The sequence below is a fragment of the Sphaerisporangium krabiense genome (genome assembly GCF_014200435.1).
Lineage (GTDB): Bacteria > Actinomycetota > Actinomycetes > Streptosporangiales > Streptosporangiaceae > Sphaerisporangium > Sphaerisporangium krabiense.
In genome coordinates this window covers 1-26,719 of record NZ_JACHBR010000002.1, presented here as the reverse complement: position 1 = coordinate 26,719, position 26,719 = coordinate 1, and the positions used below count along the sequence as shown (strand labels likewise).

General features: G+C 71.7%; 22 protein-coding genes. 5 read left to right on the top strand and 17 right to left on the bottom strand.

All coding sequences use genetic code 11. The features are described from left to right. Nucleotides 1–32: 32 nt before the first annotated feature. From BJ981_RS28225 to BJ981_RS28185, 9 genes are all read right to left on the bottom strand, one after another. Entirely contained in the window at nt 33–1,796 is a 1,764-nt protein-coding gene (locus tag BJ981_RS28225) for a S9 family peptidase (protein WP_184616483.1), read from the bottom strand. Beyond that, the gene (locus tag BJ981_RS28220) at nt 1,766–3,595 is read right to left on the bottom strand and encodes an N-acetylglutaminylglutamine amidotransferase (RefSeq protein ID WP_184616482.1); all 1,830 of its coding nucleotides are present in this window, start codon (nt 3,593–3,595) and stop codon (nt 1,766–1,768) included. The genes BJ981_RS28225 and BJ981_RS28220 overlap by 31 nt, the downstream gene beginning before the upstream one ends. Then, nucleotides 3,595–6,114 (bottom strand): carboxylate--amine ligase/circularly permuted type 2 ATP-grasp protein, encoded by a 2,520-nt coding sequence (locus BJ981_RS28215; protein WP_184616481.1) that lies wholly within the window; start codon nt 6,112–6,114, stop codon nt 3,595–3,597. The genes BJ981_RS28220 and BJ981_RS28215 overlap by 1 nt, the downstream gene beginning before the upstream one ends. Before the next feature lie 145 nt (nt 6,115–6,259). Continuing rightward, entirely contained in the window at nt 6,260–7,654 is a 1,395-nt protein-coding gene (locus BJ981_RS28210; RefSeq protein WP_184616480.1) for an NAD(P)/FAD-dependent oxidoreductase, read from the bottom strand. Nucleotides 7,655–7,739: 85 nt separating this feature from the next. Next, nucleotides 7,740–8,609 carry an ABC transporter permease gene (locus BJ981_RS28205; RefSeq protein ID WP_184616479.1) on the bottom strand — a complete coding sequence of 290 codons (870 nt, stop codon included), beginning with the start codon at nt 8,607–8,609 and terminating at the stop codon, nt 7,740–7,742. Beyond that, entirely contained in the window at nt 8,606–9,460 is an 855-nt protein-coding gene (locus BJ981_RS28200) for an ABC transporter permease (RefSeq protein WP_184616478.1), read from the bottom strand. The genes BJ981_RS28205 and BJ981_RS28200 overlap by 4 nt, the downstream gene beginning before the upstream one ends. Before the next feature lie 4 nt (nt 9,461–9,464). Next, nucleotides 9,465–10,721 carry an ABC transporter substrate-binding protein gene (locus tag BJ981_RS28195; protein WP_184616477.1) on the bottom strand — a complete coding sequence of 419 codons (1,257 nt, stop codon included), beginning with the start codon at nt 10,719–10,721 and terminating at the stop codon, nt 9,465–9,467. Beyond that, on the bottom strand, nt 10,702–11,880 hold the full coding sequence (locus tag BJ981_RS28190; RefSeq protein ID WP_184616476.1) for an ABC transporter ATP-binding protein: 1,179 nt from the start codon (nt 11,878–11,880) through the stop codon (nt 10,702–10,704). The genes BJ981_RS28195 and BJ981_RS28190 overlap by 20 nt, the downstream gene beginning before the upstream one ends. Nucleotides 11,881–11,937: 57 nt before the next feature. Continuing rightward, on the bottom strand, nt 11,938–13,371 hold the full coding sequence (locus BJ981_RS28185) for a gamma-aminobutyraldehyde dehydrogenase (protein ID WP_184616475.1): 1,434 nt from the start codon (nt 13,369–13,371) through the stop codon (nt 11,938–11,940). 216 nt (nt 13,372–13,587) lie between these two features. On the opposite strand from BJ981_RS28185, the gene BJ981_RS28180 reads away from it, so the two are divergent. After that, nucleotides 13,588–14,091 (top strand): Lrp/AsnC family transcriptional regulator, encoded by a 504-nt coding sequence (locus tag BJ981_RS28180; protein WP_184616474.1) that lies wholly within the window; start codon nt 13,588–13,590, stop codon nt 14,089–14,091. Here the strand turns inward: BJ981_RS28180 and BJ981_RS39450 are convergent. Further along, a complete protein-coding gene (locus BJ981_RS39450; protein ID WP_184616473.1) occupies nt 14,070–14,687 on the bottom strand; it encodes a DivIVA domain-containing protein in 618 nt (205 codons plus the stop codon). The two genes, BJ981_RS28180 and BJ981_RS39450, sit on opposite strands and share 22 nt — an antisense overlap. 227 nt (nt 14,688–14,914) lie before the next feature. Between BJ981_RS39450 and BJ981_RS28170 the strand changes: the two genes are divergently transcribed. The 3 genes from BJ981_RS28170 (at nt 14,915) to BJ981_RS28160 (ending at nt 17,460) form a co-directional block, all read left to right on the top strand. Next, on the top strand, nt 14,915–15,784 hold the full coding sequence (locus tag BJ981_RS28170) for an ABC transporter ATP-binding protein (protein WP_184616472.1): 870 nt from the start codon (nt 14,915–14,917) through the stop codon (nt 15,782–15,784). 50 nt (nt 15,785–15,834) lie between these two features. Further along, nucleotides 15,835–16,518: a hypothetical protein gene (locus BJ981_RS28165; RefSeq protein WP_184616471.1), complete on the top strand. Its 684-nt coding sequence runs from the start codon at nt 15,835–15,837 to the stop codon at nt 16,516–16,518. Between the two features lie 135 nt (nt 16,519–16,653). Then, nucleotides 16,654–17,460: a methyltransferase domain-containing protein gene (locus BJ981_RS28160; RefSeq protein WP_184616470.1), complete on the top strand. Its 807-nt coding sequence runs from the start codon at nt 16,654–16,656 to the stop codon at nt 17,458–17,460. A gap of 9 nt (nt 17,461–17,469) precedes the next feature. Here BJ981_RS28160 and rlmN read toward each other — a convergent pair whose 3' ends face one another. Next, nucleotides 17,470–18,570 (bottom strand): dual-specificity RNA methyltransferase RlmN, encoded by a 1,101-nt coding sequence (rlmN, locus tag BJ981_RS28155; RefSeq protein WP_184616469.1) that lies wholly within the window; start codon nt 18,568–18,570, stop codon nt 17,470–17,472. Nucleotides 18,571–18,676: 106 nt separating this feature from the next. On the opposite strand from rlmN, the gene BJ981_RS28150 reads away from it, so the two are divergent. After that, complete coding sequence (locus BJ981_RS28150) at nt 18,677–19,714, top strand: suppressor of fused domain protein (RefSeq protein ID WP_239139188.1); 1,038 nt, start codon at nt 18,677–18,679, stop codon at nt 19,712–19,714. Nucleotides 19,715–19,723: 9 nt separating this feature from the next. Here BJ981_RS28150 and BJ981_RS28145 read toward each other — a convergent pair whose 3' ends face one another. The 6 genes from BJ981_RS28145 to BJ981_RS28120 all read right to left on the bottom strand — a co-directional run bounded on the left by BJ981_RS28145 (nt 19,724) and on the right by BJ981_RS28120 (nt 26,133). Beyond that, complete coding sequence (locus BJ981_RS28145) at nt 19,724–20,791, bottom strand: phosphatidate cytidylyltransferase (protein WP_239139187.1); 1,068 nt, start codon at nt 20,789–20,791, stop codon at nt 19,724–19,726. A gap of 232 nt (nt 20,792–21,023) precedes the next feature. Next, nucleotides 21,024–21,581, bottom strand: coding sequence for a ribosome recycling factor (frr, locus tag BJ981_RS28140; RefSeq protein ID WP_184616468.1), 558 nt, complete (start codon nt 21,579–21,581; stop codon nt 21,024–21,026). Nucleotides 21,582–21,590: 9 nt separating this feature from the next. Further along, entirely contained in the window at nt 21,591–22,289 is a 699-nt protein-coding gene (gene pyrH, locus BJ981_RS28135) for a UMP kinase (protein ID WP_221315393.1), read from the bottom strand. A 138-nt stretch (nt 22,290–22,427) separates the two neighbouring features. Beyond that, nucleotides 22,428–23,261, bottom strand: a complete 834-nt coding sequence (gene tsf, locus BJ981_RS28130) for a translation elongation factor Ts (RefSeq protein WP_184616466.1) — start codon at nt 23,259–23,261, stop codon at nt 22,428–22,430. Nucleotides 23,262–23,381: 120 nt separating this feature from the next. After that, complete coding sequence (rpsB, locus tag BJ981_RS28125; RefSeq protein WP_184616465.1) at nt 23,382–24,323, bottom strand: 30S ribosomal protein S2; 942 nt, start codon at nt 24,321–24,323, stop codon at nt 23,382–23,384. 343 nt (nt 24,324–24,666) lie between these two features. Next, nucleotides 24,667–26,133 (bottom strand): CoA transferase, encoded by a 1,467-nt coding sequence (locus BJ981_RS28120; RefSeq protein ID WP_184616464.1) that lies wholly within the window; start codon nt 26,131–26,133, stop codon nt 24,667–24,669. Nucleotides 26,134–26,719 lie beyond the last annotated feature (586 nt).

The following is a 26,719-nucleotide window of genomic DNA, read 5'->3' as shown; positions in this document are numbered from 1 at the left end:
CGATAGACGGCCCGCCGGGCGTCCGGACGCGCTCATGCCGTGAGCCATTCGCCGAGCCAGCCCGTGACGGCGTCCCAGAAGACGACCTTGTTGGCGATCCTGACGGTCTCGTGGCCCTCGTCCTCGAACAGCAGGTACCGGCAGGGGACGCCGCGGGCGGTCGCGGCGGCCACGACCTGCTCGGCCTCGTGGACCGGGACGTTGGTGTCCTGGGCGCCGTGGACGACCAGCAGCGGCGCGCGGAGCCGGTCGAAGGAGTGCAGGGGCGACAGGGCCCGCAGCAGCTCGCGGTCGGCCACCGGGTCGCCGTACTCGCCGACGGCGGCGGCGGCGATCCAGGGCTCGGTGTGCGCGTAGAAGGTCGCGAAGTCGGCCATGCCGCAGACGTCCACGCCCGCCCGGAACAGCTCCGGGTAGGTGACCAGCGCGGCGAGCGTGAGGTAGCCGCCGTAGGAGCGGCCCATGCAGGCCAGGCGTGCCGGGTCGGCGACGCCCGCGCGCACCATGTGGGCGGCGCAGTCGGCGACGTCGTCGATGGCGTGAAAGCGCAGGGCGTGGTCGTCGGCGTGCAGGAAGGCTCGCCCGAAGCCGGAGGACCCGCGGACGTTCGGCGCGAAGACGCTGACGCCGGCCGCGACGAGCCGGTGGAACAGCGGGTTGAAGCCCGGGCGTTCCTGGCTCTCCGGGCCGCCGTGCAGGTAGATGAGGCACGGCCCGGGGCCGGGGCCGGCGCGGTGCAGCCAGCCGGTCAGCTCCAGGCCGTCCCGGGCGGTGAACCGCACCAGCTCGGCCGCGGCCCCGCCGGCGAGCGGTTCGTCACCGGCCAGGCGCCGGTAGCCGCCGGTGGCGAGGTCGCACAGCAGGACGTGCGAGGGCGTGTCCGGCGACTGGGCGGCCAGGACGGCGCGCGTGCCGTCGTAGGACACGCGGACGGAGGTGACCACGTCGGCTGGCGGCCGGGGCAGGGCGCGGACGGCGCCGGTGGGCAACGAGACGACGTCCAGCTCCGAGCGTCCGGCGACGTTCCAGGCCAGCAGCGCCACCCGGCCGTCCAGGCTGACCGAGAACCGGTCGAGGTCGGCGTCGGGCCGCTCGGCCACCACGCGCGGGGCCTCCCCATCGGGCACCGCGACCAGGGCGAGCCGGTCGCGGCCCGCGTCGGAGCGGACGTAGGCGATCTCCCCGTCCGGGGACAGCGCGCCGAGGTCGGTGGTGGGCGGCAGCAGCGGGCGCTCGCCTCCGGCGCGCAGGTCGGCGACGGTCATGAACCGCCCGCCGCGCGGGCCGTGGCGCAGCAGGGCGCGGCCGTGGTCACGGCTGACGGCGACCGGCCACAGCAGCGGCGCCTTGGCGATCGTGTCGCGGTGGCCGAGCGCCGGGTCGGCGAGGACGGCCTCGGCCGTGCCCGAGGGGCCGAGCTCGGCGAGGAGGAGGGTGGCGCCGTGCCCGGTCCAGCGGACGAACGCGGCCGAGCCCCGGCCGTCCAACGGCCCGGCGAGCAGGCGGAGGCCGGACCCGTCCGGGCGCACGGCCCAGACCTGGGTGTGCTCACCGCCGCCGGGCGCGATCTTGACGGCCAGCCACGCGCCGTCCGGCGACCACAGGACGTCGGCGACCGGCTCGGGGCCGGTGTCGAGCACCCGGGGGACGGCGCCGTCGCGCAGGGGCTGGACCCAGACGCGTGGGACGCCGTCCCGGTCGCTGACGTAGGCGACGGCGGCGCCGTCCGGGGACAGGGTGGGTGACCCGCAGGTCCATGCGACGTCTACGGCCGTACTCCTCGTGCTTGCAGCCACAGCTCCAGCAGCCCGAGCTGCCACAGGGCGTTGGCGCCGAGCGTGGTCCTGTGTTCGTCGGGCGCGGCGAGCAGCTTCTCCACCATCGCCGGGCGGAACAACCCCCGGGCGCGGGCCTCGGGGGCGGTCAGCGCGTCGCGGACCATCTCCAGGAACGGCCCGTGGATGTGGCGGATCGCGGGCACCGGGAAGTACCCCTTGGGCCGGTCGATGACCGCGTCGGGGACGAGCCCGCGCGCCGCCGCCTTCAGGACGCCCTTGCCCCCGGAGGCGAGCTTGAGCTCGGGCGGGCACATGGCGGCCAGCTCGACCAGCTCGTGGTCCAGGAACGGCGTGCGGGCCTCCAGGCCGAAGGCCATGGTCATGTTGTCGACCCGCTTGACCGGGTCGTCGGGGAGCATGACGCCGGTGTCCAGGCGCAGCACGGCGTCCAGCGCGGTGTCGGCCCCCGGCGCGGCCAGGTGGTCCCGGACGAACGCCGCGCTCGCGTCGTGGCCGAGCAGGTACTCAGGCTCAAGGATCTCGCCCAGGTCCTCGTGCGGCCGGTCGAAGAACACCCCGGCGTACGCCTCGGCGGCCCCGTCGCGGGGCACGTCCGCGAGCGGCGGGTACCAGTCGTAGCCGGCGAACACCTCGTCGGCGCCCTGGCCGGACTGGACGACCTTGACGTGCCGGGACACCTCCTGCGACAGCAGGTGGAAGGCGACGCAGTCGTGGCTGACCATGGGCTCGCTCATGGCCGCGACCGCGTCGCCGAGCGCGGGCAGCAGGCGGGCGTCGTCCACCATGATCTTGTGGTGCGCGGTGCCGAAGTGCCCGGCCACCAGGTCGGAGTAGGCGAACTCGTCCCCGGACTCCCCTCCGGCGGCGTGGAAGCCGACGCTGAAGGTGGCAAGGTCCCGCTGCCCCTCCTCGGCGAGCAGGGCGACGATCAGGCTGGAGTCCAGGCCGCCGGACAGCAGGACCCCGACGGGGACGTCGGCGACCATGCGCCGCCGCACGGCCACGCGCAGGGCCTCGCGCACCGCGTCGCGCCAGTCGTCGGCGGTGAACGGCCCCGGCGTCGTCTGGAGCATGTCGAGCTGCCCGGCGAGGGGCGTGTCGTCGCGGGGGCGGGCGAACGGCGGGCTCCAGTAGCGCTCGTCGCGGGTCGCGCCGTCGGCCTCGATCGTGCGGACGGTGGCGGGCGGGAGCTTCTCCACCCCGGTCAGGATCGTGCGGGGCGGCGGGACCACCGAGTGGAACGTCATGTAGTGGTGCAGGGCCACCCGGTCGATGTCGGTGGCCACGCCGCCGCCGGCCAGCAGCGCGGGCAGGGTGGAGGCGAAGCGCAGGCGCGCCGCGTCCCGGGTGACGTAGAGGGGTTTGATGCCGAGCCGGTCGCGGCCGAGCACCAGCCGCCCGGTGTCGCGCTCGGCGACGGCGAAGGCGAACATGCCCGCGAACCTCGCCACGCACCGGGGGCCCCAGTGGCGGTACGCCTTGAGCAGGACCTCGGTGTCGGAGGTGGAGTGGAACCGGTGGCCCTCGGCGAGCAGGACCTCGCGCAGCTCCCGGTAGTTGTAGAGGCAGCCGTTGAACACGGCCGTCAGCCCGGCCTCGGGGTCGGTTATGGGCTGGGCGCCGCGCTCCGACAGGTCGATGATCTTCAGGCGGCGGTGGCCCAGGGCGACGGGGCCGAGGGACCACAGGCCGGTGCCGTCGGGTCCCCTGGCCGCCATGGCCGCCGTCATGCGCTCGACCGCGGCGGCGTCGGCGGCGCGGCCGTCGAAGCGGATCTCGCCGCTGAGGCCGCACATCAGCCGGCCTCCTTGGCGAGCCAGGTGTCCTTGGCGCCGCCGCCCTGGGAGGAGTTGACGATCATGCTGCCGTAGGGGGCGACGCGGGTCAGCGCCGCCCGCGGGACGACGGCGCGGCTCCCGGTGAAGACGAAGGCGCGCAGGTCCACCACGTGCGGGCGCATGCGCTCGCCGTCGAAGGTCGGGTGGGTGGACAGGCCGACGGTCTCCTGGGCCACCCACTGCCCGGGGTCGGCGAGGATGTCGGCGCGCAGAGTGTCCAGGTCGCGGGACGAGGCGTCCTCCCCGATGACCACGCCCTTCCCGCCGTAGCCGTCCACCGGTTTGACCACCAGCTCGCCGAGCCGGTCGAGCACCTGCTCACGGTCTTCGGGGTCGCGGCACAGGTAGGTGGGGACGTTGGAAAGCAATGGGCGTTCTCCCAGGTAGTAGTCGATGAGCCGGGGCACGTAGCGGTACAGGCTCTTGTCGTCGGCGAGGCCGTTGCCCGGCGCGTTGGCCAGCGTGACGGCGCCGTCCTCCATCGCCTGGAGCAGGGCGTCGCCGAGGGGGCCGTCCAGCAGGTCGTCGTCGGTGATCCTGCGGTACAGCACGTCCACCCGCTCGCCCTTGGCGTACACGGCGCCGTCCCTGACCTCAAGGTCGCCGGGCTCGGCCAGCACCACGCCCATCTCCGCGGCGAGCGTGGCGTGCTCGTAGTGGGCGGGGTCGGCGGGGCCGGAGGTCACGACGGCGAGGCGGTCGCCGTGCGGGGAGGCGTGCAGCAGGGTCTGGCGCAGCAGGCCGGCGGTGCCCTCGGGGTCGTGGACGCCCGAGCGGTCCAGCTCGGGGAGGGCGTGGGCGGCGACGCGGCGGTTGGCGACCGCGTAGGCGATGCCGGAGGGAACGCGCAGGTTGTCCTCCAGGACGACCCAGCGTCCCGCGCCGTCGCGGGCCAGGTCCAGGCCCGCGACCGAGCAGCGGACCACGCCGCCGCGGACGCGGCGCCCGGCGGGCCGGTTGCCCGGGGACTCGTCCACGACCCAGGCGGGCAGCACCCGGTCCTTGATCGCCTCACGCCTGCCGTAGGCGTCGCGCAGGAACGCCTCCAGGGCGCGGACCCGCTGCGGCATGCCTTCGCGGATCTTGGCCCAGTCGTCGGCGGCGACGAGCCTCGGCACCAGGTCCAGGGGCATCCGCTCCTCGCCCTCCGGGGACCGTTCGAGGCGGAACGTCATGCCCATCTCGCGCATCCGGTCGTCGCGGGCGGTCGCGCGCTCGCGCAGCCCGTCCGCGCCGAGCCGGTCGAGCGCGGTGAACACCGGCTGGTAGGGCCGGCGCACGGTGCCCTCGATCACGGCCTCGTCGCGGTCGGCCTCGTAGCCCTTGAGCAGGACGGTCACCGCGTCGGCGACCGGGGCGCCGAACCCGGCCGAACGACCGGCGGCGCGGGTCTCGGCGACGAGGTGGTCCACGACGTCGGCCAGGGTGCCGCCGCCGCGCATGACGCGGCGCTGGCGGGCGGCCGAGCTCCCCCGGGCCAGGGACTCCTCGGCCAGCTCCGACACCAGTTCCCAGTCGCCGCCGGCCTCCAGCTCGGGACGCAACCCGGCGATCGACCGCCTGACCACCTCGGCGGCGGGCATCGGCGTGCCCTCCTCGGGGTCGATCAGGACGCCCTCCAGGCCCGAGCGGGCCGAGCGCCAGGTCGCGGCCCGCACCATCTCCAGGCCGTCCCCGTCGAAGGGCTCCTCGTTCTCGACCGCGCGCAGCTCGCGCAGCACGACCGCGCGGAACAGGCCCGCGAGCAGGACGACGTCCTCGACCCGGGGGCAGGCGTCGCACATGCGCAGCTCGACCGTGGGGACGTGCGCGGAGGGCCGGACGTCGAAGTAGATCATCCCAGGGTCCATGATCACTCCGGAGCGCACCAGGTCGTCGACCATCCGGTCGTACTCGGCGGCGGAGGAGAAGCGGCGGACCGGGCCGGTGGTGGGCCAGCGCTGCCACACCAGCGTCCGGTAGCTGGCGTACCCGCTGTCGGCGCCGTTCCAGAACGGCGAGCTGGCGCTGAGCGCGAGCAGGGGCGGCAGGGCGCGGGCCACCCGGTGGGCGACCTCGACGGCGACGTCGCGGTCGGCGACGTCCACGTGCACCTGCGCGCCGCAGATGAGCTGCTCGCGGGTGAGGAGCTGGTAGTCCTCCAGCATCTGCTCGTAGCGGGCGTCCGGCGAGATCTTCAGCGCGGACGGGTCCACCAGCGGCACCGTGCCCGCCGCGACGATGCCGAGCCCGAGGGGGTCGGCCGCCTCGACGACCGTGCGCCGCAGCGCGGCCAGGTCGTGGCCGAGGTCCTCCAGTCGCACGTAGGGGCGGCTGTTGGACTCGACGACCGACCGGTGCAGCTCCTGGGTGAAGCGGTCGTCCGGCAGCCGCCCGAGCAGGTTGCCCGCGCGTGGCACGAGGTGCCGGGTCTCAAGGTCAACGACGTGGAACTCCTCTTCGACGCCTACGGCGATCGACTCCGTGAGACCCGTCATTCCATCGTCCTTCTCCCGTTTGTCCAGGGGTGTTTCCCGGGGCCCTCTGCCCAGAAAGCAGCTGGATGCACGTCGGGGAGAAGTCTCGAAGTGTGATGTTCGACGCGCCGGGGCCCGCACGGGCGGCGCCGTGCGGGCCCCGGGCTCAGGAGTCGAAGCCGAGCCCCAGCCGGTCCAGCGTGCGCAGCCAGAGGTTGCGCCGCCCCTGGTGGGCGTCCGCCTGCGCGATCGACCACCGGGTGAGCTGGATGACGCCCGACCGGATCGGCTCGGGCGGGAACGGCACCGGCTTCTCGCGCACCATCTGCAGCTCGGTGCGCTCGGTCGGCCGGCCCGAGAGCAGGTCCAGCATCACGTTCGCGCCGAACCGGGTGGCGCCGACGCCGAGGCCGGTGTACCCGGCCGCGTAGGCCAGGCGCCCCTTGTGCGCCGTGCCGTAGAAGGCGCTGAAGCGGCTGCAGGTGTCGATCACCCCGCCCCAGCGGTGCGTGAACCGCACCCCTTCGAGCTGGGGGAAGGTGGCGTAGAAGTGGCCGGCCAGCGTGGCGAAGGTCTCGTCCCGCTGGTCGTACTCCGGCCTGATCTTCCCGCCGTTGAAGTACACCGCGTCGTACCCGCCCCACAGCACGCGGTCGTCCTCGGTCAGCCGGTAGTAGTGGAACTGGTTGCCGCTGTCGCCGATGCCCTGCCGGTTGCTCCAGCCCACCGAGGCGAGCTGGCCGGCGGTGAGCGGCTCGGTCATCAGCGCGTAGTCGTACACCGGCACCAGGAAGTTGCGCAGCCGCCCGAGCAGCGGCGGGAACACGCCCGTGCCGAGCGCGACCTTCCCGGCCCGCACCACGCCGTGCGGGGTGACCAGCTCCAGCGCCGTCCCGTCGTCGCGCAGCGAGCGGACCGGGGTGCGCTCGTGGACGCGGACGCCGAGCGACAGGCACGCCTCGCGCAGGCCCCACGCCAGGCGGGCGGGGTCGAGCATGGCGCAGCCGTCGCGGTCCCACTGCCCGCCGAGATAGGTGGGCGAGTCGACCTCGGCACGGACCTCCGCGGCGTCCAGGAGCCGGGTGTCCATGCCGAGCTCGCGGGCGAGCCCGGCCTCCTCGGCCATCTCGTCGAGCTGCCACGGCTCGGTGGCCACGTGCAGCTCGCCGGTGCGCTCGAAGCCGCAGTCGATGGAGTACTTCGCCACCGCCCGCTCGATCTCGTCGAGGTTCTCCGCGCCGAGGCGGACGAGCGTCGCGATCTCGCGGGGCCAGCGGCTCAGGCCGTTGCCGATCCCGTGGGTGAGGCTGGCGGCGCAGAAGCCGCCGTTGCGGCCCGAGGCGGCCCAGCCGACGCGCCTGCCTTCCAGCAGGACCACGTCGAGGGAGGGGTCGCGCTCCTTGGCCATCAGAGCCGCCCACAGGCCCGAGAAGCCGCCGCCGACCACGGCAAGGTCGGCGGTGGTGTCCCCGAAGAGCCGCGGCAGCGGCTCTGGTTTGTCCGGACTGTCCAACCAGTACGGCTTACGCTCCGCGTCAGCCAGTGCTTTCAGCGGATCCACACATTTCACGTCCCAACGAAACGCGTTGTTTTTTCCCTGGGCCGGGAACGCCGTGTTCCCGGTGCCAGGCGGGTGTTTCCCGTCTTTAGACGCGGCGGCGCGAGGTCACCGTGTTGACGACCGCGATGACCACGCCCACCGCGAAGATGAGGGTGCCGAGGATGTTGACCTGCGGGGGCACGCCGATGCGGACGGCCCCGTAGATCCACAGGGGGAAGGTGATGGTCGCGCCGCTGGTGAACTGCGTGATGACGAAGTCGTCGATCGACAGCGCGAAGGCCAGCAGCGCGCCGGAGACCACGCCCGGCAGGATCATCGGGAACGTGACCCGCCAGAAGGTGACCCAGGTGGAGGCGCCGAGGTCGCGCGCGGCCTCCTCGATCGACCCGTCCATGCCGACCACGCGCGCCCGCACGGTCACCGCGACGAACGACACCGAGAACAGCACGTGCGCCAGCACGATCGTCGCGTACCCGGTCTGCACGCCGAGGCTGACGAACAGCGACAGCAGCGAGGCGCCCATGACCAGCTCGGGCGAGGAGATCGCCGCGAACATGATCAGGTTGGTCGGCCCCTGCCCGCGGAACCGGTACCGGCCGAGGGCGATGCCGAGCAGCGTGCCGAGGACCGTGGTGATCAGCGTGGCGAGCAGGCCGATGCCGATGGAGTTCAGCACCGCGGTGGTCAGGTCCGGGTACTCCCCCAGCCGTCCCCACCACTTGAGTGTGAAGCCCTGCCAGGTGACGTTGGACTTGCTCCTGGTGTCGTTGAAGCCGAACGCGATCATGACCAGGATCGGGGCGAACAGCCACAGCAGGATCAGCCAGGTGTAGCCGAACAGCAGGCGGTCGCCCCACCGGGCACGTGGCCGGCGCGGGGCGCCGGGCGTGGCTTGTTCCGTGGCTTCTCCCGCGGCGGCCCGCGTGGGGAGCGCCGGGCTCACAGGTCCGCTCATCGCGCCGCCGCCTCCAGGACGTTCTCGGTGCCGAGCGCCTTGGCGTAGACGAAGATGCCGATGAGCATCACGGCCATCAGCGTGAAGGACAGCGCCGCGCCGGCCGGGTAGTCGTTGTTCACGAGGTACTCGGTCTGGATGATGTTGCCGATCATGGTGTTCGCCGGGCCGCCGAGGATCGACGCGTTGACGTAGTCGGAGGTCATGGGCACGAACGTCATCAGGACCCCCGCGAAGACCCCGGGCAGGGAGAGCGGGAACACGATCTTGGCGAACGACTGGGCCCGCGTGGCGTACAGGTCCTGGGACGCCTCCACGACGCGCGGGTCCACGCGCTCCAGCGCGACGTAGATCGGCAGCACCATGAAGGGCAGGTAGTTGTAGGTCAGGCCGCCGATCACCGCCACGGTGGTCGCCAGGATGTGGAAGTCCTGCGGCAGCACCCCGAGGTCCTTGAGCGGCCCCAGCAGGATGCCGTCGTCGGCGAGCAGGAACTTCCACGAGACCGTGCGCAGCACGAACGACACGAAGAACGGCAGCAGCACCAGCAGCAGGTAGGTCGACTTGCGCGCGCCGCCCTTGAACGCGATCCAGTACGCCATGGGATAAGCGAGCACGATCGTCAGTATCGTGCCGGCCAGGCCGTAGCCCACCGAGCGCAGGAACTGCGTCTTGTACGCGGCCAGCGCCTGGCCGTAGTTGGCGAAGTGGAAGGTCTGCAGGAAGCCGTTGACGACGTCGCCCGTCATGGTGGAGACCGAGGCCATGTAGACCAGCGGCACCACCAGGAAGATGAGCAGCCACAGCCCGCCGGGAAGGATGAGCAGGTAGGGAACGATCTTGCGTCTCATGGTCCTAGCCCTGGGAGATCGGCTGGAAGATGCCTTCGTAGACCTTCTCCTCGGCGTCCGAGAGGGTCTTGAACGACCGGGTCCTGGCGAGGTCGGCGTCGGAGGGGTAGATCAGCGGGCTGTTCGCCATCAGCTCCAGCGCCTCCTTGTCCTCGCCGGTGGCCGCGGCCGCCTCCTCCCTGACGATGGCCTGCGTCGAGGGCACGGGGGTGATGTAGGTGATGTACTCGGCGAGCGCGGCGGCGATCTTCGGCCGGTACACGTAGTCCATCAGGGCCAGGGCGTCGACCGGGTTGCGCGCCGTCATGGGGATGCACATGTTGTCGGTCCAGATCGAGCCGCCCTCGCGGGGGACGACGAACTTCAGGTCCCGGCCCTCGGCGATCTGCTGGTAGATGTCGCCCGACCAGGCCATGGTCAGCCAGACGTCGCCGCGGGCCAGCGCGTCCACGTAGTCGTTCTCGTAGTACTTGCGGACGAGCCCGGCGTCGCGCTGCTCCTGGAGCCTCTTCCCGGCCTTCTCCCAGTCCGCCTTACCGGACTTGTCCGGATCGACGCCGACGGCGAACATCCCGAAGTTCCCGAGCTCCTGGGAGTCGGACATCATGCCGACCTTGCCCTTGTACTTGGGGTTCCACAGCTCCTCGATGCTGGTGATCTCCCCGTCGACGTACTTGGGGTTGTAGGCGATGCCGGTCAGGCCCGACTGCCAGGGCACCGTGAAGGCGTTGCCCGGGTCGTACGCCGGGTTCTTGAACTTCGCGCCCACGTTGGCCGCGAAGTTCGGCAGTTTGGAGTGGTCGATCGGAGCGAGGTAGCCGAGCTCCATCGCCTTGGTGAGCTGCAGGCTGTTGGTCATCACCATCAGGTCGAACCCGATGTCCTGACCTGCGCCGAGCTGCGGCTGGATCTTGCCGAACCAGGTGGGCATCTCCTGGATGGCCTCCTGGTAGGTGACCTGGATGCCGGTGTCCTTGGTGAACGCCTCTATGGTCGGATAGCGCTTGCCGTCCTTGTCGATGTACAACGGCCAGTTCGCCCAGCGCAGCACGCCGTTCCGCTTCTTGCCCGCCCAGTAGGACGCGACGGCGTCCTTCTGCGGCGTGGCGGCGGCCTTGCGGCCGGGGATGCTGCAGGCGGACAGGGCGAGGGCCGCGGCGGACAGGCCCGCCGCGCGGAAGACCTGCCGCCGGGTCGGGCCGCCGAGGCGGGGCCGCGTCAGCCCGCGGAGCAAGGCGGGGTCAGGCGGAGGGCTGGTCATGCGACGCTCGACTTCCGATCGCGTACGAGTGCTGCGGCTGCCATGACAGCCACACGGTCTGGCCGCGTTCCGCCGTGATGCTGCTGTCCCTGGCGTTCTGCTCGAAGACCGTGAACTCGGCGCCGCTCGCCAGGTTCACGGCGTAGCTGTTGTAGGTGCCGAGGTAGACGACCTCCGACACCACGCCCCGCACGGCGCTGACGTCGCTCCCGGGCTCGTCGTGGGTGATCCTGATCTTCTCCGGCCGGACGGTCACCTCGACCGTTCCGCCCTCGCGGGTGCCGCCGTCGACCGGGACCAGCACGCGCTGCCCGTCCCCGACCCTGAGGACCGCGGTGCCGCCGCTGACCTCGGCGGCCGTGCCGCTCAGCAGGTTGGAGGTCCCGATGAACCCGGCGACGAAGGTGGTCGCGGGCCGCTCGTAGATCTCCCGCGGGCCCGCGAGCTGCTCGACGAGGCCGTCGTTCATGACGGCGATGCGGTCGCTCATGGTGAGCGCCTCGTTCTGGTCGTGGGTCACGTAGACGAAGGTGATGCCGACCTCACGCTGGATGCGCTTCAGCTCCATCTGCATCGCCTGGCGCAGCTTGAGGTCCAGCGCGCCGAGCGGCTCGTCCAGCAGCAGCGCCCGCGGGTTGTTCACCAGGGCGCGGGCCAGGGCCACGCGCTGCTGCTGGCCGCCCGACATCTGCCGGGGCCGCCGCTTCTCGCGGCCGGCGAGGTCGACGATCTCCAGCATCTCGCCGACGCGCCGCTTGATCTCCTCCTCCGGCACGCGCTTGCGCCGCAACCCGAAGGCGACGTTCTCCCACACGTTCATGTGAGGGAACAGCGCGTAGGACTGGAAGACCATGTTCACGTCGCGCCTGTTGGGCGGCACGTCGGTGACGTCCTGCCCGTGCAGCCGCACGGTTCCCCGGGACGGTTCCTCGAACCCGGCGATCATGCGCATGGTGGTGGTCTTGCCGCAGCCGGACGGGCCGAGCATGGAGAAGAACTCTCCCTGGGCGATCGACAGGCTCACGCCCTTGACCGCCCGCACCACCTCACCGTGCGCGGTGTATTCCTTGACGACTCCGTCGAGCTCGATGGCGGGCACCGGGGAGGAGCCGGGGGCGCGCGGGGCGACCGTCTCCTTGCCCGCCTGGGTATCGGTCATACCAGGCCGTTCCTGTCTGTTCTCACCCGCGCGCCGCTGCCGTGGACGACGCGCCGGTCATTCGCCGATGTAGTGCATGACGTGCTTGACCCGGCTGTAGTCGTGCAGGCTGAAGACCGACAGGTCCTTGCCGTACCCGGAGTGCTTGAAGCCGCCGTGCGGCATCTCCGACACGAACGGGATGTGGGTGTTCACCCAGACCACGCCGAAGTCCAGCCGCCGCGACAGGCGCATCGCCCGGCCGTGGTCGGAGGTCCACACCGACGCCGACAGGCCGTACTTGACGTCGTTCGCCTTGGCGAGGGCGTCGGCCTCGTCGCTGAAGGTCTGGATGGTGATGACCGGGCCGAACACCTCGGTCTGGATCATCTCGTCGTCCTGGCGCAGGCCGTCCACGACGGTCGGCTCGAACAGGTAGCCCTTGTCTCCGACGCGCTTGCCGCCGGCGAGGACCTTCGCGTGGCCCGGGGTGCGCTCCAGGAAGCCCTCGACGCGGGCGAGCTGGGCGGCGTTGTTCAGCGGGCCGTAGTAGGCGTCCTCGTCGCCGTAGGGGCCGGTCCTGGTGGCCGCGGCCGCCTCGGCGAGCGCCGCCGCGAACGGCTCGTGGATGCTCTCGTGGACCAGGACGCGGCAGGCCGCCGTGCAGTCCTGGCCGGCGTTGTAGTAGCCCGCGCCCGCGATCGCCTCGGCGACGGCGGCGATGTCCTTGACGTCGTCGAAGACCACGACCGGGGCCTTGCCGCCGAGCTCCAGGTGCACGCGCTTGACGTCGTCGGCCGCGGACCTCGCGACCTGCATGCCCGCGCCGACCGAGCCGGTGATCGCCACCATGGACGCCGCGGGGTGGCCCACGACGAGCGCGCCGGTCTCGCGGTCGCCGGCGACGACGTTGAACACGCCCGGGGGAAGGACGCCGCCGATGATCTCGGCCATCTTCAGCGTCGAGACCGGCGTGGTGTCGGACGGCTTGAGCACCACCGTGTTGCCCGCGGCCAGCGCCGGGGCGATCTTCCACACCGCCATCATGAGCGGGTAGTTCCACGGGGTGACCTGGCCGATGACGCCGATCGGCTCGTGGCGGATGACCGAGGTGTGGTCGGCGAGGAACTCCGCCGAGGTCGGTCCCTCCAGCGTGCGGGCGGCGCCGGCGAAGAAGCGGAAGTGGTCGGCCGCGGGCGGGATCTCGTCCTCCGCCATGCGCGCCCGGGGCTTGCCGGTGTTCCGGCACTCGGCCTCGACCAGCTCGTCCGCCCGCGCCTCGATGGCGTCGGCGATCCTCAGCAGGTACCCGGCCCGCTCGCCCGGCGTCGCCTGTCCCCACGACTCGAACGCGGCCACCGCCGCGGCGTAGGCCGCGTCGACGTCCTCCTGACCGGACACCGGCGCCTCAAGGTAGGCCTCACCGGTGCTGGGGTCGACGACATCGGAGAAGCGGCCGCTCCTGACGTCCACGAGCTCGCCGTTGACGAAGTTCTTCAGACGGGTGGTCAACGCCCTGACCTCCTCGTAGTGGGCTGAGTTGTCGCGACTCTGACAGGTGCCCGTCGCCACGACAAGGGATTTCGTCGCGAATATATCAAATTGCTACGAAATCGCTTGACAGGGCGCGCCAAGCTGACAGCATGTCGCACCAGAACGGCAACACCGCCGGAACGGCCCCGTAACCGGCTCGCTGTAGCGGGACGCGGGCAGGGAGGACGCACGGAGATGACCACGCCGCCGAAAGCGCGACGGGACAACAACCACCAGGACGGCCGGTCCGCTCCCGTGGTGCTGGACGATATCTCCAAGCGCATCATCGAGGAACTGCAGGAGGACGGCCGCAAGCCGTACGCCGCGATCGGCAAGGCGGTGGGCCTGTCGGAGGCCGCCGTGCGCCAGCGCGTCCAGCGGCTCCTGGACACCGGGGTGATGCAGATCGTCGCGGTCACCGACCCGCTCACGCTCGGCTTCCCCCGCCAGGCGATGATCGGCATCAAGTGCGAGGGCGACCTGGAGACCGTCGCCGACAACCTGTCGTCCATCGCCGAGATCGACTACGTGGTGCTGACGGCGGGGTCGCTGGACATCATGGTCGAGGTCGTCTGCGAGGGCGACTCGCACCTGCTGGAGATCCTCGGCAAGATCCGCGCCATCCCCACCGTCCGCGCCACCGAGACGTTCGTCTACCTCAAGCTTCGCAAACAGACCTACTCCTGGGGTACGCGCTGAGCCTGCGCGGCCGGACGGTCGAGGACGCCCGCGACCTCGGCCAGGAACGCGTCCACCTCGACCACGGCGTAGCCGGGCCTGAACATGACGGTGTCGAACCTCGCCGCCCGCACCTGGTCGCCGGTGAGCGGCCGGTCGGTCGTGCCGCGCAGCGTCGCCACCACGCGGTCGAGGAAGACGTCCACCTGGTCCTCGTCGTACCCCGCGCCGAGCCTGCCCGCACGGAACAGCACCCGCTCGACCCGCGCGGCCTGCGCCTCCAGCCATGTCGCCGGCCCTTCGGGGGCGGCCCCGGGCGGCGGGACCCGCTGGGCCGGCATCCCGGGCAGGGTGGGCGCGTCCTCCTCGGCCGGGTCCACCGCCCTCGCGCCGATCGGCCCGGCGTACGGGAAGCCGTGCGGCGTGGGGGCGGCCTGAGGGGGCCCAGGACGCACCGTCCCGCTCGTCGGCCAGGGCTCCGCGGCCGGCGCGGCGGGGCGCGCGGGCAGCGTCTCCACGGCCACCAGGAAGGCGTCGAGCGCGTAGTCGACCGCCAGCTCGTTGTAGCCGCCCCGCCTGACCGTGAAGCCCGCCATGCGTATCTCGTCGGGTGTCACCGGCGGACCCTCCAGCGTTCCTCTGCCAAGAGTCGCCTCGATACGGCGGATCAGGGCGTCGACCTGATCCGGGTCGTATCCGGTGCGTACCGCAAGCACACGTGGAAAGCGGTTCAAGCCGCGTCCTCCCGGTTCACAGCCCCCGCATCCGTCTCGTCTTTCCCATTTTCCGGCCATGACTGCTGGAAATCCAGAAAGTAAGCCGACCGGGGTAAGCTCTGTGATCTATGCGGCTTGCGAACCTTTCCTTCCGCTACGCCCGCCGCGCCCCCTGGGTGCTGCACGACGTGCGTCTCGACCTGCCCCCCGGCACGGTCGCCGAGGTCACGGGCCGCAACGGCGCCGGGAAGTCGACGCTGCTGCGTCTGCTGGCCGGCACGACGCGCCCCACCCGCGGAACGGTCTCCGGCCGTCCCCCGGTCGTCGGGTACGCCCCCGAGATCTTCCCCGTCGAACAGCCGTTCACGGTCAGCGCCTATCTGTCGCAGATGGCCGCGGTCCGGGGCGTTCCCGCCTCGGCGATCGCGCCCTGGGCGGAGCGCCTCGGCATGGCGCCGCTGCTGGACGTGCCGCTCGGCGACCTGTCCAAGGGCAGCGCCCACAAGGTGGGGCTGGCCCAGGCCCTGCTGGCCCCGCCGGGGCTGCTGGTCATGGACGAGCCGTTCTCCGGCCTTGACGCCCAGACCCGCGCCGAGCTGCCGCGCATCATCGAGGAGGTCGCGGCGGGCGGGGGCATCGTGGTGGTCAGCGACCACCAGAGCGGCCTCGCGGAGTATCCCGGGCTGACCCGGCTGGCCGTCGAGCACAATGCCGTCCGAGTCCTTTCGGCCGACGAGACGCCTCCGACGGCCTCCCCCGATCCGCGCCCCGGCGGGCACGCCGCGCTCCCCCACCCCGCGGGCCTCGGCGAGCACGCCGTGCGCGCCTCGGGGACGGCGACCCTCTCACCGCCGGAGGAGGCGCCGGCCGCGTCCGGGAATGTGTCCGGGGATGTGTCCGGCAAAACGGTCATCGAGGTGCTCGTCGACGCCGGCGAGGCCGAGACCGTGGCGCGCAGGCTCCGCGCCGACGGCTACGACGCGCGCCTGCGTCCATGACAGGCCCCTGACCCGCCCATGACACCCCCCGCCCACCCCGGAGCAGCGTGATGAAGCCGACCCTGTCGCTCGTCCGGTTCAAGATCAACGCGTACCTGCGGTCGCACCGGATCGTCCAGCCGTTCGTGGGCCTGCTCGCCATCCTCATCATCCTGTACTCGACGCGGGTCCTGGCCGGTCACGAGCTCTCCTCCTACGGCGACTCGGCCGCGCTGCTCGTCCCGGTCTTCGCCTGGGCGACGCGCGGCCTGCTCGACACCGAGCCGGACGTCCAGCGGCTGATCTCGGTGACGGCCGTGGGACGGCCCGGCCGCGAGGTGTCGAGCGGCCTGCTCGCCTCGGCCGCGGTCAACGTCGTGCTCGCCGCCATCGCGGTGCTCGTGCCGCTCGGCGTCGGCTTCGCCGCGATGCCCGGGGGTTCGGCCATGCTCGGCGGGCTGGCCCTGCACGCGCTGTCGCTGATCACCGGGCTCGCGCTCGGCGCGCTGTCCAGCCGCCCGATCCTGCGCGACCAGGCGACCTCGACGCTCGTCATGCTCGGCGTCTACGTCGCGATGCTGCTGATCAGCCTGGCCCCCGTGATCTGGCTGACCGTGCCGCTGATCAGCTGGATCCGCGCCGCGGGAGAGCCGTCCTTCCTGACCGCCTCGCTGCCGGGCCTCGCCGCCGTCACCCTCGCCTGGTGCGCCGCGGCGCTGCTCGTCTACGTGCGCCTGCGCCGCACGAGGCCGTAGCCGGGCCCTCCGCCACCCTCCTTCTGCGGGCTCCACTACGCCTACCCGCGTCTTACATTTCAAGACATATTCGCTCAAATACTGAACAGCGGAATAGGCTTCCCCGTAGTTGACCCCACGAGGAGGTTGGTCGCCATGTCGTCGCCCGCCGTTTACACCCATGGTCATCACGCGTCCGTACTGCGCTCCCACACCTGGCGCACGGCGGACAACTCGGCCGCGTACCTGCTGCCGCACCTGCGGTCCGGCATGTCGCTGCTCGACGTCGGATGCGGGCCGGGGACCATCACGGCGGACCTCGCCGCGATCGTCGCGCCGGGGCCCGTCACGGCGATCGACACCGCGCAGGACGTCGTGGCGCGAGCCGGGGAGCTGATGTCGGAGCGGGGGCTCGCGGACGTGCGCTGCGAGGTCGCCGACGTGTACCGGCTGCCCTACGCCGACGGGTCCTTCGACGTCGTGCACGCCCACCAGGTGCTCCAGCACCTGGCCGATCCGGTGGAGGCGCTGGCCGCGATGCGCCGGGTGTGCGCCCCCGGCGGGATCGTCGCCGCGCGGGACTCCGACTACGCCACGTTCACGTGGTACCCCTCGTCCCCCGGCCTGGACGAGTGGCAGGAGCTGTACCACCGGGTGGCGCGCGCCAACGGCGGCGAACCCGACGCCGGCCGCCGGCTGCTCTCGTGGGCGCGCCGGGCCGGGTTCACCGACGTCACCGCGACCGGCTCGTCATGGTGCTTCGCCACCCCGGAGGAGCGCGCCTGGTGGAGCGGGCTGTGGGCCGAGCGCGTCACCTCCTCCGCCATGGCGGACCAGGCCATCGCGCACGGCCTGGCCACCCGCGCCGACCTGGAACGCATCGCGGACGCCTGGCGCGCCTGGGGCGCGGCCGAGGACGGCTGGTTCGCGGTCCTGCACGGCGAGATCCTCTGCCGGGTCTGACGCGCGGGGCTACTCCGGGGTGGCGGCGGCGAGCTGGCCGCAGGCGCCGTCGATCTCCCGGCCGCGGGTGTCGCGGACGGTGACCGCCACGCCGTGGGACTCCAGGCGCCGCACGAACGCGCGCTCGTCCTCGGGCCGGGAGGCCGTCCACTTGGAGCCCGGCGTCGGGTTGAGCGGGATCAGGTTGACGTGGACGAGCCGGCCCTTCAGCAGGCGGCCCAGCAGGTCGGCCCGCCACTCGTGGTCGTTGATGTCCTTGATCAGCGCGTACTCGATCGACACGCGGCGCTTGGTGGTGGCCGCGTACCGCCAGGCCGCGTCCAGGACCTCGGCCACCTTCCAGCGGGTGTTGACCGGCACGAGCGTGTCGCGCAGCTCGTCGTCGGGGGCGTGCAGGGAGACGGCGAGCGTCACCGGCAGGCCCTCGGCGGCCAGCTTGTCGATCGCGGGCACGAGGCCGACGGTGGAGACGGTGACGCCGCGCGCCGAGATGCCGAGGCCCTCGGGGGCGGGGTCGGTGATGCGCCGGACCGCGCCGATGACCGCCTTGTAGTTGGCCAGGGGCTCGCCCATGCCCATGAAGACGATGTTGCTGACCCGCCCCGGCCCGCCGGGCACCTCGTCGCGGGCCAGCGCGCGGGCCCCGGCGACGACCTGCTCGACGATCTCGGCCGTCGACATGTTACGGGTCAGCCCGGCCTGGCCGGTGGCGCAGAACGGGCAGTTCATGCCGCACCCGGCCTGGGACGACACGCACATGGTCACCCGGTCGGGGTAGCGCATCAGCACCGACTCCACCAGCGCGCCGTCGAACAGCCGCCACAGGGTCTTGCGGGTCGTGCCGCCGTCACAGGTGATCTCGCGCACCGAGGTGAGCAGGCCGGGCATCAGGTGCGTCAGCAGGCGTTCGCGCGACGCCGCCGGAAGATCCGTCATGTGCGCGGCGTCGGTCGTCAGCCGCTCGAAGTAGTGCCGGGAGAGCTGCTCGGCGCGGAACGGCTTCTCCCCCAGCTCGGCGACGGCCGCCCGCCGCTCGGCCATCGTGAGGTCGGCGAGATGACGGGCTGGTTTCGCACGTCTGGGCGCGACAAAGGTTAGCTCGGCGGACATGTCCTTCTCTTAACAGTTTGCCGGAAGCTGCACTGGACAGCCATTCGTTGTGATCTATTGCGACCACGGCCGCACGGGAGACGTCCACCGGAAAGGCGGAGAGGCGTTGGGCACCACCGATGTCGTCCTCACCGATACCAGCCCCTATGGCAGTCGCATGGTGACCGTCGAGTACGAGGGGGCGTCCTCGGTAGCTTACCTTCGCGGCGCCGGCGGCGGGATCCACGGAGCCGTATGGCTCGCCAACCATGGACAGGCGCCCTCCTCCGTCGATCTCGACCGGCTCGGCCGCGGCCAGGCCCCCGTCATGCCCCGGGCGAACACGCGCGTCCCCGAGGGCACGCCGCCGTTCACGTCCGACGAGCTCGAGGTGCTCTGGTTCGAGGAGGGCGACGGCGCCGCCCTGTACGGCAACGGCGATCTCCTGGCGGTCATTCCCGGCTGGGCCGACCTGGAGCAGGGCATGCCCGGGTACGCCCGGGACGCCATCGGCGAGTCACCGTTCGCCTGGTCGCTGGAGGAGGCGCTGGAAGGGCTCGCGCCGCGCATCGCCAAGGCGCGCTCGTACTGGGAATGGCGGCGCGGCGACGGGGCGTGGCGGTCGTTCCAGCAGTTCGCGATGAGCCACCTGGACACCAAGGTCGGGCCGCCCGGGCGGTACTGGGACATCGGCGGCGAGACGCTCCCCACCGTGGGCATCACCGAGCGGCCGCTCGACGAGTACACGGTGCTGTCCACGGTCGGGATGAGCTGCCAGCGCATGCCCACCGTCGAGCAGTACATCGACCGGCCCGACGCCTACGCCCGCGTCGAGCTGGCCGTCGCGACCCGGCACGAACCGGCCGAGGCGGCGCAGCTGTTCCTGTGGCTGGCGCGGTACCCGTGGCACTCGATCACCTGGCTCGGGCACGGCCACACCGCCCGCTGGTACGGCGACGCGTCCAGCTTCCCGCTCGGCCGGAACTACGCGGGGATCCTCATGCTGGACACCGTGCCAGGGCTGCCGGACATGTCCGGGTTCGCGTTCGGGGGCGACGAGGTGCGCTGGCTCTGGCTGATCCCGCTGACCGACCACGAGCTCCAGATCGCCGCGGAACGCGGCCACGACGCGCTGGGGCTGTCGCTGCCCGGCAGGATCCCCTGATCCGCGCGTTCAGCCGGGCAGGAAGGCCGCCAGCAGCAGCCACACCGGGACGAGCGTCGCGAGCAGCGAGTCCAGCCGGTCCATCAGCCCGCCGTGCCCCGGGAGCACGCTACCCATGTCCTTGATGCCGAGATCGCGCTTGATGACCGACTCGACCAGATCGCCGAGCGTGGCGCACACGGCGGCCACCACGCCGATGACCGCGCCCTGCCAGTACTGGCCGTCGAGCAGGAAACGCATCATGAGCGAGCCGCACAGCACGCAGGCCAGCACCGACCCGGCGAAGCCCTCCCAGGTCTTCTTCGGGCTGATGACCGACATCTTGTGCCTGCCGAACAGGATGCCGGCGAAGTAGCCGCCGATGTCGCTGCACACCGTGACGGCGACGAACAGCACCACCCGGTCGGGGCCGTCCGTCTTGGCCAGCATCAGCGGGACGAACCCCGCGATCAGCGACGGGTACACCGCGGTCAGCACGCCGGCGGAGGCGTCCCTGACATACCCCTCCGCGCCCTGGAACATCCGCGTGGTGAGCAGGACCAGAACGGTCAGCGTGAACGCGCCGAGCAGCCAGATCGGGCCGCCCCAGTAGGCTCCGGCGATCATGACGGCCAGCCCGGCGAGCTGCGGCGCCAGCGGCACCCGGATGTCGCGGACGGCCAGCGCGCGGACCATCTCGACCGCGCCGATGCCGACGGCCGCGGCGAGGACCAGCAGGAAAAGGGCCTTGACGGTGTAGAGCGTGCCGATGACGGCGGCGCCGAGCACCAGCCCCACGCCGATCGCGGCCGGGAGGTTGCGGCCGGTGCGGATGCCCCCCGACTTGGCCGGGCCGGCCACCGTGCCCGACCCGTTCCTCGTGGCGTCCGACGGCGCGGCGCCGGCCTCGGCGTGTTCCTCGGCCCGTCCCGGCACGCCGCGCGGATCGCCCGGCGCGGCATCGCCCGCCGGCGGCTCGGCGCCCTCGTGACGCCCGTTGGCCCGCCGGGGATCCGGCCCCTCCGCGGGGCCGAGCGCACTGCGGACGACGCCCTCCGCGGACGCGTCCGTGCCCGCTGGACGGGGCTCGGGAGTCACGGGCGGACGTTCCCCGGACCGACGCCCTCGGGCCGGACCGGTGCCGTCCGCCGTCGTACCATCCACTGTGTTCCCACTCTCGTACCGCCGGCCGCGCCTGGGCGCCTCACCTCGCCTGATCCGCCGGAGACGGCGGGGAGGGGACGTGGTGGGCCCTGACGCGGCGAGGGCGCTCCACCCACGGCGAGCACCGGAGTGGCAGCGCCCCGACCTGACCGCGACCGCCGCGCGCTCAGACTTCGAGCAGCTCGGCTTCCTTGTGCTTGAGCAGTTCGTCGATCTTGGCGACGTGCTTCTGGGTGAGGTCGTCGAGCTCCTTCTCCGCGCGGCGGACCTCGTCCTCGCCCGACTCGCCGTCCTTGACCAGCTTGTCGAGGGTCTCCTTGGCGTGACGGCGGATGTTGCGCACCGAGACCCTGCTGCTCTCGGCCTTGTTCCTGGCGACCTTGATGTACTCCTTGCGGCGCTCCTCGGAAAGCTCGGGGAACACCACGCGGATCACCGCGCCGTCGTTGCCGGGGTTCACCCCGAGGTCGCTGTCGCGGATGGCCTTCTCGATCGCGGCCATCGAGCCCTTGTCGTAGGGCTGGATGATCACCATGCGGGCCTCGGGAACGTGGAACGAGGCCAGTTGCTGCACCGGAGTGGGAGACCCGTAGTAGTCAACATTGATCTTGTTGAACATGGAGGGGCTGACCCTGCCGGTGCGGATCGCCGCGAAGTCCTCCTTGGCGACCGCGACCGCCTTGTCCATTTTCTCCTCGGCTTCGAGGAGGGTTTCGTCGATCACAGCGGCTCCCTATTTCCCTGCCGGACTCACCAGCGTGCCGATCTTTTCACCGCGGACCGCCCGCAGAATATTGCCCTCGCCCATCAGGTCGAAGACCACGATGGGCAGGCCGTTGTCCATGCACAGGCTGATCGCCGTGGCATCCATGACGCCCAGGCCCCGCGTGAGGACCTCGCTGTAGTCGAGCTGGTCGAAGCGGACGGCGTCGGGGTTCTTCCGAGGATCGGAGTCGTAGACCCCGTCGACCTGGGTTCCCTTGAGCAGCGCCTCGGCGCTGATCTCCAGGGCGCGCTGGGCGGCGCAGGTGTCGGTGGAGAAGAACGGCGAGCCGAGGCCGGCACCGAAGATCACCACACGGCCCTTCTCCAGGTGGCGGATGGCCCGCCGCGGCAGAAAGGGCTCGGCGACCTGCTGCATCGTGATGGCGGTCTGGACACGGGTCTCGACGCCCCGCTTCTCCAGGAAGTCCTGCAGGGCCAGGCAGTTGATGACCGTGCCCAGCATGCCCATGTAGTCGGCGCGGGCGCGTTCCATGCCGCGCTCCGACAGCGCGGCGCCGCGGAACATGTTGCCCCCGCCGACGACCACGGCGACCTGGACGCCCTCGCGCACGGCCTCCGCGATCGAGTCGGCCAGCTTGGCCACCACGACGGGATCGATTCCCAGTGGCTCGGCGCCCGCGAACGCCTCACCGGACAGCTTCAGCATGACACGCTTCCAGCGAAGCGGAAAACTGTATGACTTGTACGACGAAGCCGCCGGCGCAGCGGGTCGTTGGTTCTCCTGCACGGCGGCGGCCTCCTCGGTGACGATTCTCAGCTGGTCGGCTCCCTCTAGGGGCTAAGCCTATGCCTGACCGACCTTATAGCGGACGAAGCCCAGCACCTTCACGCCCGCCTCGGCCGCGTACTTGCCGACCGTCTTCTTGGAGTCCTTGACGAAGGACTGCTCGACCAGGGTGAAGTCCTTGTACCAGCCGTTGATGCGGCCGTCCACGATCTTCCCGATGGCGGCCTCCGGCTTGCCCTCCTCGCGGGTCATCTGCTCGAAGACCGTGCGCTCCTTCTCGATCACGTCGGCGGGAACGGCGTTCGGGCTGAGGTAGCGCGGGGCCATCGCGGCGGTGTGCTGGGCGATGTCCTTGGCCACGTCGGTGTTCGGGGTGTCGAGCTGGACCAGCACGCCCACGGCCGGAGGAAGCTGCGGGTCGGTCTTGTGCATGTAAGAGACGATGTAGCCACCCTCCAGCACGGCGAAGCGGCGGACCTCGATCTTCTCGCCGAGCGCGGCGTTGGCCTCGTCGAGGTGCTCCTTGACGCTCTTGCCGTCGAACTCCGAGTCCAGCAGCGCGGGCACGTCGGCCAGGCGGCTCGCGAGGATGTGCGCGACGACGCCGGCGGCCAGCTCCTGGAAGCGCTCGCCCTTGGCGACGAAGTCGGTCTCGCAGTTCAGCTCGAGGAGGGCGGCGAGGGCGTCGCCGTCGTGCTTGACGGCCACCAGGCCGTTGGAGGCGGTGCGCGTCTCGCGCTTGCCGACGTCCTTGGCGCCCTTGACGCGGAGGTAGTCGACGGCCTTGTCGAAGTCGCCGTCCGACTCCTCCAGGGCCTTCTTGCAGTCCATCATCCCGGCGGCGGTGAGCTCACGAAGCCGCTTGACGTCGGCCATGTTCACGGAAGCCATTGTCTTTTCCTCGTCGGATCGTCGTGTCGTCGTGGATCGGGTGGGCGTGCCGCCTCAGGCACGCCCACCCGGAAAGAGCCTCACCGGCCGCGCGGCGATCACCGCGCGGCCGTACGCGTCTCAGCCCTGCTGCTCGGTGCCCTCGGCGGTCTCGGAAGTGGCCTCGGCGCCGGCCTCGGCGGCGGCCTCCTGAGCCGGAGCCTCCTCCTGGGCTTCGGCGGCGGGCGCGGCCTCCTGAGCCTCGGCGGCGGGCGCGGCCTCCTGAGCGGTGGCTTCCTCGTCCGAACGCGCGAGCAGCTCGCGCTCCCACTCGGCCAGCGGCTCGGCCGCGGCCGCGCCGGACGGCTTCTCGTCACCGCGGGTCGCGCCGGCGCGCGCCATCAGGCCGTCGGCCACGGCGTCGGCGATCACGCGGGTCAGCAGGCCGACGGCGCGGATCGCGTCGTCGTTGCCCGGGATCGGGTAGTCGACCTCGTCGGGGTCGCAGTTGGTGTCGAGGATGGCGACGACCGGGATGCCGAGCTTGCGGGCCTCGCTGATCCCGATGTGCTCCTTCTTGGTGTCGACGACCCACACCGCGCTGGGAACGCGGGCCATGTCGCGGATACCGCCGAGCGTGCGCTCCAGCTTGTCCTTCTCGCGGCGGCGCATCAGGAGCTCCTTCTTGGTGAGCCCGGAGCCTGCCACGTTGTCGAAGTCGAGCTCCTCCAGCTCCTTCAGGCGCTGGAGCCTCTTGTGCACGGTCGAGAAGTTGGTGAGCATGCCGCCCAGCCAGCGCTGGTTGACGTACGGCATGCCGACCCGCGCGGCCTGCTCGGCGATGGCCTCCTGGGCCTGCTTCTTGGTGCCGATGAACAGGATGGTGCCGCCGTGGGCGACCGTCTCCTTGACGAAGTCATAGGCGCGGTCGATGTAGGACAGCGACTTCTGCAGGTCGATGATGTAGATGCCGTTGCGCTCCGTGAGGATGAAGCGCTTCATCTTCGGGTTCCAGCGACGGGTCTGGTGCCCGAAGTGAACGCCGCTTTCGAGCATCTGTCGCATGGTGACGACGGGGGCCATGTGTATGGTCCTCCTGGTTAGAGCGCCGTGAAGACGCGTGCCTCGGTTGTCCGCGGAAGCCTGCGGCCTCCGCCCTGACGCCCTGAGTCGTCCTATCCGGGTCGCTGACCCGGACCGAGAGGACGATTCGCCTGTGGGCGTGCGAAGTCGGCCCGTCTGGCGAGCCACCAAAAAGTGTACCCGGATCCCGGCCACCCGCCGCCCACACGACCAACGCCTCCCGCTCGGCCGCCGGGCCTTCGAACCGCCCGGCTCGCGCGAAGGCCCGAACTTGCCCCCTTGCCCCCGGCTGCCACCGGCCAGATCACCCTCAGCACGAGGTCACCAGGCCGATCTCCCCGGCTCACCAGGCCGGTGGATGCTCGCCTCTGCGGGGCGGAGGCGACGACCAGAAGGGTCTGAGGTCGCCGATGCGACCCGGAGGACGGACGTAGGTCAGTCTTCCGTCCGGCCCGTCCATCTCCGCGAGGAAGTCCGCCGGGTCCGGCTCCACGACGTCCCGGCCGTCGACGCGGCCCAGCCCGTCCAGCCACCGGGCGGTCCGGGCGAGCGACAGCTCCACATGCCAGGAGCCCCCCTCGGCTCTCTGGCGCAGGAGCCCGGCCAGGGCGCCCAGTGCGGCGAGCCAACCTGTGGCGTGGTCCAGGACCTGCGCCGGCAGCGGGACCGGGCGCTCGCCGTCCCCGCCCTCCCAGGCGATGCCGCAGGCCATCTGCACCAGGCTGTCGAACCCTCGTCGTCCCGCCCACGGCCCGTTAGCCCCATAGGCGGATATGTCAACACAGACGATCCCCGGCCTGATCGCCGCCATATCCGCCGTGCCGAACCCCAGCGCGGCCAGCGCCCCCGGCCGGTAAGCCTGTACGACCACGTCGGCCCCGGCGACGAGTTCACGGAACGCCGCGGCCCCCTCAGCCGTACGGAGATCGACTTCGCACGACCTCTTGCCGAACGCGGTCCCGATCACCGCCCCCGGCACCTCCGGAAGATGCGCCGCACCCACCCTGAGCACCTCGGCGCCGTACCCGGCGAGCGCCCGCGACGCCACCGGCCCCGCGATGACCCTGGTCAGATCCAGCACCCGAACCCCCGCAAGGGGCCGCGAGCCCGCTGTGGAACCGTCATCGATCCGGCCCGGAGGCGAGCCGTCGTCCAGGCGTGCCACGCCCACCACCGGAGTGCCGGCGATCGCGCGGGCCTGCGGGTGGGCGCGCCATTCCGCGGGCGAGCGCATGGCCGCCGCGCAACCTCCCTCGTCGATCACCACCCGCTCCACATCGGCCGCCGCACGACGGGCACACGCCTGCGCCACATCCTCACGTCCTGAGCCGAGGGCAAGGCCGAGGGCCCGCAACGCCGCGTCCCGATGGTGATCGAAGTTGCAGTGCAGGCGAACCCAGCCGTCGGCGGCGCGGTAATCCCCCGACAACGGCGCCCACATGGGCGTGGCCTCTCCATCGACCAGGAGATACCGCTCGTCGCGAAACGCGACCGCGGCTTCCCTCATCCCCACGACCACCGGCCCTACCGGACCACTTACCTCCACGGCGGCTCCCGCTGTGGCCGCCATGTCGATCCCGCCCTCGTGGACGGCAGCCGTTCGGGCGGCCTGTCCGGCACGCTCCTCCACGACGAGAGCGACGGCCGCCGTCACCGCGCCTATCGAGGCGGCTGCGGCCGTTCCGATCCGGAAGGCGGACGGAAGGACCGGATCGTCGCCTGTCACTTGGACGGCGGGCAGGTGGAGCCCTGTCTCGGCCGCCAGTTCCTCGACCACGTCCGCCGCGGTTCGCAAGCCCTCACGTCTCATGCCGCCGGCACCGCCCCTCGTCCATGCGCGCCCGTCCTGACCCCGCGACGTCCGTTTCACAGGCCGGTCGACTGACATGCGCGCTCTCGCCGTGTCCGAGGACGGTTATGCACAGAATCTCGCTCGGCCGGCCGCGGACGACCCGATCCAGCCCAGTGTGCTCCTGTGCCACGCTTTCCGAACCCGCTCGCCGTGGTGTCCTTGGTCACCATGGCCGCCGTCCCCGCCACGGTGATGACGGCCCGACCACCTGCGGCTTCCGGACGCACGATCACCGCAGGCCACGTCGCGGCCTGGCCACCGCCCCCGCGACCGCCAGGCCCCGCCGTGGCCCGCTCCGCTGCACGACCTGGATCTCCGCCTCCAGCGGTCCCCTATCGCTTCACCGATGAGCTGCCTCCCACCAAAGGGCTCGCTTCCCCGGCCGGTGATCCTCCACCGATGCGGCGTCCTCGGTGGAGGGCGCCCCTCAACGCCCCGCTACGGGTTCACCGTCGCTTCTCGCCTCCGGCACAGCCGTGGCTCGTGGGCCACCGTGGAGTGGATCTTCCGGCGGAACCGGGGCAGCCGGTGGTGGCGGCGGCGG

Coding starts and splice junctions, on each gene's coding strand:
- BJ981_RS28220 (WP_184616482.1), bottom strand. CDS start 3,595: ATGTGCGGCCTCAGCGGCGAGATCCGCTTCGACGGCCGCGCCGCCGAC.
- BJ981_RS28215 (WP_184616481.1), bottom strand. CDS start 6,114: ATGACGGGTCTCACGGAGTCGATCGCCGTAGGCGTCGAAGAGGAGTTC.
- BJ981_RS28205 (WP_184616479.1), bottom strand. CDS start 8,609: ATGAGCGGACCTGTGAGCCCGGCGCTCCCCACGCGGGCCGCCGCGGGA.
- BJ981_RS28200 (WP_184616478.1), bottom strand. CDS start 9,460: ATGAGACGCAAGATCGTTCCCTACCTGCTCATCCTTCCCGGCGGGCTG.
- BJ981_RS28195 (WP_184616477.1), bottom strand. CDS start 10,721: ATGACCAGCCCTCCGCCTGACCCCGCCTTGCTCCGCGGGCTGACGCGG.
- BJ981_RS28190 (WP_184616476.1), bottom strand. CDS start 11,880: ATGACCGATACCCAGGCGGGCAAGGAGACGGTCGCCCCGCGCGCCCCC.
- BJ981_RS28180 (WP_184616474.1), top strand. CDS start 13,588: ATGACCACGCCGCCGAAAGCGCGACGGGACAACAACCACCAGGACGGC.
- BJ981_RS28170 (WP_184616472.1), top strand. CDS start 14,915: ATGCGGCTTGCGAACCTTTCCTTCCGCTACGCCCGCCGCGCCCCCTGG.
- BJ981_RS28165 (WP_184616471.1), top strand. CDS start 15,835: ATGAAGCCGACCCTGTCGCTCGTCCGGTTCAAGATCAACGCGTACCTG.
- BJ981_RS28160 (WP_184616470.1), top strand. CDS start 16,654: ATGTCGTCGCCCGCCGTTTACACCCATGGTCATCACGCGTCCGTACTG.
- rlmN (WP_184616469.1), bottom strand. CDS start 18,570: ATGTCCGCCGAGCTAACCTTTGTCGCGCCCAGACGTGCGAAACCAGCC.
- pyrH (WP_221315393.1), bottom strand. CDS start 22,289: ATGCTGAAGCTGTCCGGTGAGGCGTTCGCGGGCGCCGAGCCACTGGGA.
- tsf (WP_184616466.1), bottom strand. CDS start 23,261: ATGGCTTCCGTGAACATGGCCGACGTCAAGCGGCTTCGTGAGCTCACC.
- rpsB (WP_184616465.1), bottom strand. CDS start 24,323: ATGGCCCCCGTCGTCACCATGCGACAGATGCTCGAAAGCGGCGTTCAC.
- BJ981_RS28120 (WP_184616464.1), bottom strand. CDS start 26,133: ATGAGACGTGAGGGCTTGCGAACCGCGGCGGACGTGGTCGAGGAACTG.